This is a genomic window from Bradyrhizobium sp. P5_C11_2 (genome assembly GCF_054049755.1).
The window spans coordinates 1-3,158 of the sequence record NZ_JBFULT010000718.1 but is presented as its reverse complement, the minus strand read 5'-3'; the positions used below and the strand labels follow the sequence as shown (position 1 = coordinate 3,158).

Here is a 3,158-nt window from a genome sequence, read left to right as displayed (position 1 = left end):
GCTCGATCTTGACGACGTCGGCGCCGAAATCCGAGAGCACGGTCGCGGCGGCGGGCGCTGCGATGAAGCTCGCGCAGTCCAGAACCTTCAGCCCTGCAAAAATGCCTTTTTCCATCGCGGCGTTGCTCCTCGCTCTTGTTGTTTCCCGCGCGCTGGAATTGGCGCGGCCACATCATGGGAGCATTAGACCGATGTTTTGGCGCGATGCAACGCCATCGGGCGCAGGGCATCGCTGCGGCGATCAGCGCGCGTCCGCCACGGATCCTGAATTTATCCCCGTCACCCTGAGGTGGCCGCCTCTTCAGCGGCCCTCGAAGGGCGACGGCCCGGCTGCATCCCGGCCGTTCATCCTTCGAGGCTCCCGGCGCGATGCTTGGCATCGCGCCACTCGCACCTCAGGATGACGGAACWGCAATTGCGCGTGTTGTGAGAGGGTACGAATCCGGAAGCAGCCTCACTCCTCCCCCGCCAGCAACGCAGCATTGCCGCCGGCTGCCGCCGTGTTGATGGTCACGGTCTGCTCGGTGGCAAAGCGCGCGAGGTAGTGCGGGCCGCCGGCCTTGGGCCCGGTTCCGGACAGGCCGTTGCCGCCGAACGGCTGCACGCCGACCACGGCGCCGATCATGTTGCGGTTGACGTAGATGTTGCCGACCTGGACGCGGTCGATGATCGCCTCGACCGTGTCGTCGATGCGAGAATGGACGCCGAGCGTCAGCCCGTAGCCGGTGCGCGCGATCGCCTGCAGGACGCGCCCGAGCTGCTCGGCCGGATAGCGTACGACGTGCAGAACCGGGCCGAACACTTCCTCGGTGAGCTGGCCGGCATCCCTGAGCTCGAAGATGTGCGGCGCGACGAAGCAGCCCTCCGGCGCCGAGCCTGCAAAGTGCAGCCGCGCTTCTCGCTTCATCCGCGCGATATGCGCATCCAGCCGCTGCTTGGCCTCCTGGTCGATCACCGGTCCGACATGGCTTGCAATTTCGGCGGGGTCGCCGATCCTGAGTTCACGCGCCGCGCCCGCGATCATTTCGATCATGCGGTCGGCAACATCCTCCTGCACGAACAGCAGCCGCAGCGCCGAGCAGCGCTGACCGGCGGAGCGAAACGCCGAGGTCACGACGTCGTCCGCGACCTGTTCGGGCAGCGCGGTGGCATCCGCGATCATGGCATTGATGCCGCCGGTCTCCGCGATCAGCGGCACGATCGGGCCGTCCTTGGCGGCGAGCGTCCGGTTGATGGCGCGCGCCACCTCGGTCGAACCGGTGAAGACGACGCCGGCGATGTCGGGATGCGCCGTCAGCATGGCGCCGATGCGGCCGTCGCCGGTGACGAGATGCAGCGCGCTCTTGGGGATGCCGGCCTCGTGCAGCAGGGCTACGGCCTCGCGCGCGATGCGCGGGGTCTGCTCGGCCGGTTTTGCCACCACGCTGTTGCCGGCCATCAGCGCCGCCGTGACCTGGCCGAGGAAGATCGCCAGCGGGAAATTCCAGGGCGAGATCGCCACGAAGACGCCGCGGCCGCGCATGGCAAGCGTGTTGCTCTCGCCGGTCGGACCCGGCATCGCCGTCTCGCTGCCGAACAGTTTTCGGCCCTGCGCTGCATAGTAGCGGCAGAAGTCGGCGGCCTCGCGCAGTTCCGACAGCGCATCGTCGAGCGTCTTGCCGCCCTCGCGCTGCAACAGCGCGATGAAATGGGCGCTGCGGCTCTCCAGCAGATGCGCGGCCTGCTCCAGCGCCGCGGCGCGCGTGGCCGCGGGCGTCCGGCTCCAGGCCGCAAAGTCCGCGCGTGCCGCTTCTATCGCTGCGTTGGCCTGATCCGGCGTTGCGTCGGGCGGCGGTCCGAGATCGGGCGTCTCACGCTTGACATCGGCCAGCAGGCGGTCGAGCGCGGCACGCTCACCGAACTCGACGCCGCGTGAATTGCGCCGCTCCGGGGCGAAGAGGTCGCCCGGCAGCGGAATTTTGGCGTGGTGCGCATGATCCGGCCGGACGATGAGATCGGCCGGGCGCTTCAGCAGCGCCAGGACCGGCACGCGATAATCGGCCGCCTGCGCCACGAAGGACGAATTGGCGCCGTTCTCCAGCAGCCGCCGCACCAGATAGGCGAGCAGGTCACGATGGCTGCCGACCGGAGCATAGGTGCGATAGGCGATATCAGGGTGATCCTTGGCGAGCTGTTCGTAGAGCGCTTCGCCCATGCCGTGCAGGCGCTGGAATTCGAAGCCGCCGCTGGTCCCGGCCAGCTCCAGCACGGTCGCGACCGTCAGCGCGTTATGGGTGGCGAATTGCGGGAAGATGCGCGGCCGAAGACCCAAGAGCTTCTGCGCGCAGGCGACGTAGTTCAGATCCGTCATCGCCTTGCGCGTGAACACGGGATAGCCGTCGAGCCCGCGCTCCTGCGCGCGCTTGATCTCGGTGTCCCAATAGGCGCCCTTGACCAGCCGCACCATCAGGTTGCGATCATGCGCGTGCGCAAGCTGGTGGATGTAGTCGATCACCGCGCTGGCGCGCTTCTGGTAGGCCTGGATCGCGAGCCCGAACCCGTCCCAGCCCTTGAGCGAGGCATCGGCGAGCGTTGCCGCGATCACGTCGAGCGACAGCTCCAGCCGGTCGGCTTCCTCGGCATCGACCGTGAAGTTGAGGTCATGGGCCTTGGCGCGCCGGGCCAGATCGAGCAGTTGTGGCACCAGCTCGCGCATCACGCGCGCGTGGCTGATCGCCTCGAAGCGGGGATGCAGGGCCGACAGCTTGACGGAGATGCCGGGCCGGTCGGGCAGGGGATGGTTGCCGGCCGCCTTGCCGATGGTCTCGATCGCACTGGCATAGGCGTCGAAATAGCGCTTTGCGTCCGCAGCCGTCCGCGCGCCTTCGCCGAGCATGTCGAAGGAGTAGCGCGGCTTCTGGCCGGAGCGCGGCCGGCCCCGCTCCAGCGCCTGTTCGATGGTCTCCCCTAACACGAAATGATTGCCCATCAGCCGCATCGCCTGGCGGGTGGCCGTGCGCACCGCCGGCGCGCCCAGGCGCTTCACCAGCCGGCCGATGGTGCCGTCGGGCGTCTCGCCGGGCTGGATCACCCGCGCCGACAGGCCGAGCGCCCAGGCCGAGGCGTTGACCAGGAAGGCGGTGGACTTGGTCTCGTGATGGATGAAGTCGCCCTCGCCG

Annotated in this window: 2 protein-coding genes; both read right to left on the bottom strand. The window is 68.3% G+C overall.

Annotated elements, in window-relative coordinates; translation table 11 throughout:
* On the bottom strand, nucleotides 1-115 hold a 115-nt coding region (locus ACXJL8_RS37480), incomplete at its 3' end, for a CoA transferase (protein ID WP_456686653.1).
* A 339-nt stretch (nucleotides 116-454) separates the two neighbouring features.
* Nucleotides 455-3,158 (bottom strand): bifunctional proline dehydrogenase/L-glutamate gamma-semialdehyde dehydrogenase PutA (gene putA / locus ACXJL8_RS37475; RefSeq protein ID WP_456686652.1); only part of this gene is annotated, 2,704 nt, incomplete at its 5' end.